At 64.5% G+C, this 7779-nt stretch carries 8 protein-coding genes; 1 reads left to right on the top strand and 7 read right to left on the bottom strand.

All coding sequences use genetic code 11. From position 1 onward, the window contains the following. Together ELR45_RS17040 and ELR45_RS17045 are read right to left on the bottom strand one after the other, a co-directional pair. Window positions 1-597: GMC family oxidoreductase N-terminal domain-containing protein (locus ELR45_RS17040; RefSeq protein WP_165367859.1), on the bottom strand; the 597-nt coding region annotated here is incomplete at its 3' end. A gap of 2 nt (window positions 598-599) precedes the next feature. Beyond that, on the bottom strand, window positions 600-1646 hold the full coding sequence (locus tag ELR45_RS17045; protein ID WP_129667467.1) for an SIS domain-containing protein: 1047 nt from the start codon (window positions 1644-1646) through the stop codon (window positions 600-602). A gap of 129 nt (window positions 1647-1775) precedes the next feature. On the opposite strand from ELR45_RS17045, the gene ELR45_RS17050 reads away from it, so the two are divergent. After that, the gene (locus ELR45_RS17050) at window positions 1776-2543 is read left to right on the top strand and encodes a DeoR/GlpR family DNA-binding transcription regulator (protein ID WP_165367860.1); all 768 of its coding nucleotides are present in this window, start codon (window positions 1776-1778) and stop codon (window positions 2541-2543) included. 167 nt (window positions 2544-2710) lie between these two features. Here the strand turns inward: ELR45_RS17050 and ELR45_RS17055 are convergent, their stop codons facing one another. The 5 genes from ELR45_RS17055 to ELR45_RS17075 form a co-directional block, all read right to left on the bottom strand. Then, a complete protein-coding gene (locus ELR45_RS17055; protein WP_129667469.1) occupies window positions 2711-3436 on the bottom strand; it encodes an N-acetylmannosamine-6-phosphate 2-epimerase in 726 nt (241 codons plus the stop codon). After that, window positions 3437-4510: a Gfo/Idh/MocA family protein gene (locus tag ELR45_RS17060; RefSeq protein WP_129667470.1), complete on the bottom strand. Its 1074-nt coding sequence runs from the start codon at window positions 4508-4510 to the stop codon at window positions 3437-3439. Continuing rightward, entirely contained in the window at window positions 4507-5328 is an 822-nt protein-coding gene (locus ELR45_RS17065) for a carbohydrate ABC transporter permease (protein WP_129667471.1), read from the bottom strand. Before ELR45_RS17065 ends, ELR45_RS17060 begins: the two co-directional genes overlap by 4 nt. After that, window positions 5325-6179: a carbohydrate ABC transporter permease gene (locus ELR45_RS17070; RefSeq protein ID WP_129667472.1), complete on the bottom strand. Its 855-nt coding sequence runs from the start codon at window positions 6177-6179 to the stop codon at window positions 5325-5327. The genes ELR45_RS17065 and ELR45_RS17070 overlap by 4 nt, the downstream gene beginning before the upstream one ends. A gap of 120 nt (window positions 6180-6299) precedes the next feature. Beyond that, the gene (locus ELR45_RS17075; protein ID WP_205856742.1) at window positions 6300-7568 is read right to left on the bottom strand and encodes an ABC transporter substrate-binding protein; all 1269 of its coding nucleotides are present in this window, start codon (window positions 7566-7568) and stop codon (window positions 6300-6302) included. Between the last annotated feature and the right edge of the window lie 211 nt (window positions 7569-7779).

Consider the following 7779-nt stretch of genomic DNA (forward strand, 5'->3'; position numbering starts at 1 on the left):
CGCGAACGCCGCATTCCAGCGCACACCGCCGACGATGTTCACGGGCATCGGGCCGATCCCGGGACCGGCGGCGATATCGTCGAGGTCGAAGTCGAGCGGCAGCCCGGCCGCGTTGCCCGCCTCGACGAAGGCACGCTGCGGGGGCGTGAGTTCGGCCATGGTGGTGTGGCTCACCCGGAAGCGCTCGCGCGTCCACTCAAGGAGCGGCAGCACCCGCTCCGCCGACCAGCCCTCGTCCCCGGCGAGCGCCGCCCATTCGTCATACTCGTACGCGGCACCGATCGACGCGGTGCACCCGTTGTGCGACGAGCATCCGCCGATGATCCGCGCGCGGGGCAGGTCGATCCTCGGCGAGCTGGAGTCAGCCGCGGTGGCGATGTCGTAGTCGTGCGAGAGCGGGATCGCCCACGCGTCGAGCATGTCGTCGGGCCACGCGCCGTCGCTCTGCGAGCCGTAGTCTGGTCCCGCCTCGACGAGCAGGAGGGAGCCATCGGAGTGCTTCGCGAGCACATTCGCGAACGCGCAGCCGCCGGTGCCGCCGCCGATCACGAGCGTGTCGACGCGCTCGGGGAGGGTGCCTGCGGAATCCGTTGTCATCGTCACACCACCGTCGTGATCTTGTTGCCGTACAGGAACTGGCCGGGAACCACGCCGTTCGCGCGCGCGAGCTCAACTGCAAGCAGCTGCGCGACGACCGCGTCGACGGCGAGTTGCTGCATTCCCGAGCCGCGGTCGACCGGCACGTTCACCGCGCCGGTCACGCCGTCGTCGCCGACAAGCACCGCCCGGGATCCGCTCTCGACTAGGTCCTCGGCGAGCCGGCGCAGGCTCCGGTCGGGATCCGGCGCGGCGGATCCGAAGAGGACGACGGTGAGGCCGTCGCCCGCCAGCTCGAATGGCCCGTGGCGGAACTGCCCGCCGATAAATCCCTCGGCGGGGATCTTCGCCGCCTCCTTCGTGATCAGCCCCGCGTACAGAGCGGTCGCGGCGTTGTCGCCACGGCCGACGAATGCGAGCCGACGGTGCGGGTGGTCGGCGACGTCGCGGGCGACATCAGCGACATTGATCGACGCGATCGCCCGCTCGACGAGGTCGGCCGCCCGGCGCAGCTCGTCCCGCGCTCCGTCGGCACGCTCGCCCAGCAGCCCCGCGGCGAGCAGGCGGTGCATGCCGAGCGTGTTGAGGTAGCTCTTCGTGCTGACAGTGGCCTCGGGTCCGCTGCACAGGGGCAGGAAGATGTCGGATCGCGCCGCGAGCGGGCTCTCCTGATCGCCGACGACACCGATCAGGAGACTCGGCGCGATGGCGCCGCGATCGCGCGCGTCGAGCAGCCCGACGATCTCGCCGCTTGCCCCGGACTGCGACGTCACCACGACGGTCCTGCCCGTCCCGGCGAGTTCGGGCGCGTCCAGGAGCTGACCGGCGTCGAGGTCCCACGCTGAATGCCCCGCCCGCACGAGCCTGCGCCAGGTCGGGATGCCTGCGAAGTGGGAGGACCCCATGCCAGTCAGGACGACGTCGTCGCGCGCTGACGCCGGGACTGGACCGGCGAGCGGCTCGGTATCCGCGAGCTGCCGCAACGCGGCGCCCTGTTGCCGGATGTCGTCTTCAAAGGGTGTGCGGTTCGCCATCAGTGCCCGTTTCATGAGAAGAGGTTGATCGTTAGGATGCCATATAATCGCTTGTGATGATTGAATGATCGTAGATTGCGATCGAATTGCGTGTCAATGACAAATTCGAGCAGGCGACGTGAGCAGTCGACGAGAATAGGGGGCATGATGAACACCAAGGACCTCCGCCAGCAGGAGATCATCGCGATCCTGAAGGAGACCGGCTCCGCATCGGTCGGAGAGCTCGCCTCCCGGATCGGAGTCACGGACATCACGATCCGGCGCGACCTCGAGGCGCTGGAGGCGGGCGGAGCCGTCAAGCGGTACCACGGCGGGGCGCACCTCGTCACCGGAAGCAGCTACGAGCCGCCCATCGCCGTCCGCGAGCAAATGCACGCGACGGACAAGCAGGTGATCGCCGCGCGGATCGACGAGACGGTCGACGACGGCACAACGGTGCTCCTCGACGGCGGCACGACCGGGATCGCGGTAGCGCGCGCCCTCGTCGAACGCCACATCACCGTCTGCCCGATGTCGCTGCGGGTCGCGTGGGAACTGGCCACGTCGTCGAGCGTGCGGCTCATCCTGCCACCGGGCCTCGTGCGCGCCGGCGAGCTCAGCATCACCGGAGCCCAGATGGTGGAGTACTTCTCATCCCACCACTTCGACCACTACATCATGACGGCGAGCGGCTTCTCGATCGCGCACGGGTTCTCGGAGTGGAACTCGGAGGACGCCGCCGTCAAGCGTGCAGCCCACGCCTCCTCCCAGCGCACGACAGCGGCGGTCGACGCCAGCAAGTTCGGTACGACGTGCTTCGTCTCGGTCTGCCCGATCGACGCACCGGAGACGATCGTCACGACCACCCTCCCCCACGACGACCTGTCCGCGCTTGCCGACGCCGCGCAGAGAGTGGTGGTGGCGCAGCCGTGAGCGCGTGCGTTCTGGAACCCGTCGCCCAAGCCACTGCGAGATCTACGTCGCCGGGTCGGCATCGCCCAGCGCTGCGTGATCACCCCTTCCCAGGCGAGAAGCTGGGGCACGAATTTGGCACAGACGCTCGACGTCAAACGGAGACAGCCACCCAGACGCAGAGACGACTAGCAATCACCTGGTTCCAGGTTTGCTGGCAGCGTTGTGCTCACCCTCGACGTCGCCGTCGCGAATCTGCGTGTGATGAGCGTCGGCCGCGTGATGGCGCTCCCGACGCACACGGCGTCGGCGCCGATGCAGATTGCTTCTCGAACGTGGTCTATGGTCCAGTACCGGCCTTCGGCAATTACCGGGACATCGGTGGTGAGGTTGACCATCTGCCGTAACAGTTCGAGGTCGGGACCTGTTGTTATCGGGCGCTCGCCCGTGTAGCCGGCCAGCGTGGTCCCGATCAGGTCAGCGCCGGCGTCGATAGCGTGCTCTGCGTCGCCGAGAGAGCCACAGTCCGCCATGACGTGCACGTCCCTGCTCTTACGTAGCCTCTGAACAGTTTGCTGCAAGGTGAGACCGTCCGGACGGGGCCGCCGAGTTCCATCGATGGCAACGACGTGCGCACCCGCGTCGGCGACCTGATGCGCGTCGTCCAGAGTCGGCGTGATGTATACGCCGTCGTGGCCGACCTTACGCAGGCCGATGACCGGCACATCGATGCCCTGGACTACCGCGCGGATGTTCTCCAGCCCTTCGGCCCGTACTGCGGATGCCCCGCCATTGACCACCGCTCTGGCGAGCTGAGTCATGATCCGCGGGTGCGCCAGTGGCTCGCCTGGTCTGGCCTGGCAGGACACGATCAATCCCGAACAGATCGCCCTCAGAGTCTCTGCATTTTTCACCTATCCCCTCCCGGAGGCAACCGTGTTGAGCGCAACGGGTTCTACGGGGACTGTGCTTCCGGTACTGACCGCATGTTCGAGTGCGATCAGGACCTTGACCGCTTTCGCGGCCTCGCGGATGGTGATCGGCAGATCGATCTCACCCCGGCAAGCGCGGATGAACGCCTCGATCTCAACGGCCAGCGGTCCTTGCGGCCGCCCGTACATCGGCGTCCCGGCAGGCATAGGTAGGTCAAACGTGGGGCCGCTGACATGGATGCCTGAGTCAAAGGAGTCGATCGAGATCTCACCATCGGAACCGACCAGTCGAAACCTGGCGTCCAGTTCTGTGGGGAAGTTTGCAGGTAGGTTCCAGGCGGATTCGATCTGTACCACGGATCCATCAGCCAGTCGCAGCCCGCCGAGCACGGCTGTGCTCTGGGTACCCGTGCTCTCGGTGCTGGCCGGTTGCATGGCTTGGACTTCCACAATGTCCTGGCCAGTGATCCACATGAGGGCGTCGATGTCATGGACGCCGAGAAAGAAGGCGGCTGACACCCGGCCGCGCGCGCGATCCGCGACCTCGACCTTGTTATCCCGGCGCAGGTAGCCATGTGAGAGGCGGCCCAGGGCACCTGTTCTGACGAGCGAGTGTGCGTAGTGGTAACGGGGTTCGAAACGAAGGGTGTGTCCGGGCATGGCGACGATCTCGGCGTCTTCAGTCAGCTGCGTGAGCTTATCGACCTCATCCGCCGTCGTAGCAATCGGCTTCTCCAGCAGCAGGTGTTTCCCGGCGGCAATCACTTGGCAGGCGTCGTCGAAGTGGAGGTGATCGGGGGTGCACAGGCTGACCGCATCCACGGCGTCGTCGGCAAGGACAGTGGCAATGTCGGGATACGCGGGAACACCGTACTGTGAGGCAACCTGCCCGCATACCTCCGGCTGCGGTTCGACCACTCCGGCCAGCTCACTGCCTGGGTAGCCGTGCACGATCGCGGCATGTTCCTGTCCGATCGCGCCCAGCCCCACGACCGCCACCCGGATTCGAGTAGTCGCCGGAGCCGGACGTGCGATGTCGTTGGTTCGGTCGGTCATTTGACTCCTCCAAAGGACAGCCCGCGGGCCAAGTAGTTTCTTGCGAGCAAGCCGAAAGCCACGATCGGCAGGGTGCCGATCACTCCGGCCGCGGTAAGCGTGGACCAGTTCGTACCGACGAAACTCAGGAAACCTGAGATACGTACCGGCGCGGTCTGGGTGTCACCGCCGGTCATCACCAGCGCATACAGGTACTCGTTCCAAGACTGGATCAAGGAGAGAACGAACGTGGCGAAGATGGCACCGGTCATATTCGGCATGACACACCGCACCATCACCCGCCACTCACCGGCGCCGTCGACCATCGCCGCCTCCCGGATCTCCCGTGGGAAATTCACCAGAAACGCGCGCAGGATCAGCACAGCCAGCAGGGTTGCGTAGTACGCGTGTATGAGGGTGATTCCGACGAGCGTGCGCGTCAGCCCGAGATCGTCGAAGGTGCGGAATAACGGGGTCAGCGCGAGGACCGGTGGCACGGTGGTGAACAACAAGATGGTCATTGCTACCCGTCGCGCACCGTTGCCGGTATCCGGCCACACCTGCGTGATCAGGTAGGCCAGCGGGATCCCGGCAAACAGTCCGATCAGGGACGAAAGGACAGCGACAATCGTCGAGGTCGCCATCGCCTGGGACATACCGCCGGACGTCCAGGCAGTGGCGTAATTCTCCCACTGTGGCGTGAAGAACCACACTGGCTCTGCGCTGAACGCGTCGACATCACTTTTCAACGACGTGCTCACCAGCCATAGGACCGGAACCAAACACCACATCAGGAACAGGTAGACCAGGAGCGTCTTCACACCTTCGAGCGCCTTCATGCCCGGCCCACCTTTCTCGAAAAGCCCATCAACCGGCGGGCCAGCGGGAAGATCAGCAGAACCAGGGCTAGCGAGGTCAGCACCGCCAACGTGGTGGAGTAGCCGATGTCGAACACTTCGAAGCCGGTCCGGTATACGTAGCTACTGATCGCAAGTGATGAGGTGCCCGGTCCGCCTTCGGTCATGGTTTGCACCAGGGCAAACGTCTTTGCCGCGTCGATGATGCGCAAGAGCACCACGATCGCGAGGACCGGCTTGAGCAACGGCAACGTGACGTGCCAGATCAGCTGCCATCCAGACGCACCGTCCACTCGCGCGGCCTCGTGCGGGCTGGGGTCCAGCGACTCCAGCCCGGCGAGCACGATCACCACGACAAACGGGGTGTTCTGCCACACCTCCACGAGGATCACGGCAAGCAGCGCCGTCGAGGGATTCGCCAGGAAGGCATGGTCGGAGCCGAGGCCCAGGCTTCCTAGGACGTAGTTGATCGTGCCCGAGGTCGGATCCATCAGCAGCCGCCAGGTCAGGCCGGCCACTACGGGGGTCAGCACCATCGGGATGAGGATGAGGGCCCGCACCAGCGGCTTGCCCGGGAACCGACGGTGCATCAGCAGCGCGATCGCCACCCCGAGCAGCATCTGAACCGTGACACCGATCACGACATAGATCACCGTGACCCGGATAGATTGCAGCAACGTCTCGTCGTTGAGCGCGCGTGTGTAGTTGTCCAGTCCCACAAAGTCGCCGGCCGTCTCCGGGCGGATCAGGTTCTCTCCGTGCACGGAGAGCTTCAGCGCCTGCAGCACGATAACGACGACGAAGGGAACCAGCACCAGGGCCGCCGGAAGCATCAACGACCAGCGGGCCCACCGGCTTTTGTTTCGCCCACCCCTCGAACGGCCGTCATTGGAGCTGAGGTTGCGGCTACGCTGATCCGCGACACGCGGGATCGATGTGTCAGAGGACACGCGCTACGCCCCGGTTTGCCGAGCGATGTTCGCGGCGGCTTGACGCAATGCCGATTCGGCGTCCATCTGACCGGACAACACAGTGGAGAGCGCCTGGCCGGTCTCCACAATGATCGTGTTCGCGTCCTGTCCGCTGGGCAGGTAGGCAACGTTGCCGGTTTCCAGCTGAGAAAGCACAGCCTCCTGGAAAGCCCCGTACTTCTCGGCGTACGCTTCACCGGTCAACACCGACCTCAAGGTCACACCCACCGCTTCAGTGGTTGCGACGGCGTTGGACTGAACCTCCTCGCTGGATGCCCACGACATGAAGGCATAAGCGGCTTCGGGGTTCTCGCTGAACGAGCTCAGATATAACGCGTGGACATTGAGGGAGTTGTTGGTGTTCTCCCCGGGCTCCATTCCCGGCGCATACGGAATCGCCGCATACCCGACATTTCCGGCTACGGTTGATGCTTCCGGGTCCTCGTTGAATGGCCCGTTCGCAGTCGCGTCGACCGTCATCGCCGCTCCGCCTTGGGTAAAGGCGACCCGGTTCTGTTCCCAGTCGAAGTTCGCAGCCCCACTGGGACCGTACTCTCTCAACAGTTCGGACCAGAACTCCGTGGCTTCGACAGCTTCCGGGCTGTCGATGGCGATGACGCCATCCTCGTCGAAGAAATCACCACCAAAAGAGCGCAACATGCCCGCCCACGGATAGACACTCTGGATTCCGGGCGCGCCCCTCATGGTGATGCCGACGACATCACCACCAGATCCCTCTTGGACAGTGCGGGCAGCATCAAGGAGTTCCTCGGTCGTCTCGGGCGGGCCGTCGATTCCGTATTCGTCGAACAGGTCCGTCCGATACATCAGGAAGGTGCTCTCACCGTAGATAGGCAAGCCGTACACCGCTCCGTCATCTGTCGTCATCGGCGCCAGATAGGGCTCGTAGAACTCATCGAGTGAGACGAACTCCGCATTCGCCTCCGCGTATGGCGTCAGATCCTGGATGAAAGAGGAGTCGAAATAGCCACTGCCATAGACATTGTCGGTAAAGACGACATCGAAGTACGACGATTGCTGCGCGAACTCCTGCAGGATCCGCCCAGCTTGGTCGCTGTATGGAACGGTTTCGATATTGACCTCGATCCCAGTCTGCTCCTCGAACTCGGGGAGCATCTCGGCGATATTGTCGGTATAGGAGATGTCCTCCATCAGTACCGTGATCGAGCCTCCGCTCTCACCACCGCCGCCGGCTCCACCGCCGCCGGTTCCATCGCCGCAGCCGACCACGGGCGCCAATATCGCCGCAGTAGCGAGCGCACCCGCCCTCATGCCTGTGGTGCTGTGTCTGCCCATCTCCATGCCTCCAAGTGCTGACTACGTCGAGCCGTTTGCCACACCGGCACAATCACCCTAGGGTGCTTATATGCACCCTAGGGTGCTGGTACCATAGCAATGCCTACCACGGCGCGCAATAGACGGCTCACAACGTCAGAGGTCA

The organism is Phytoactinopolyspora endophytica (assembly GCF_004138495.1).
Lineage (GTDB): Bacteria > Actinomycetota > Actinomycetes > Jiangellales > Jiangellaceae > Phytoactinopolyspora > Phytoactinopolyspora endophytica.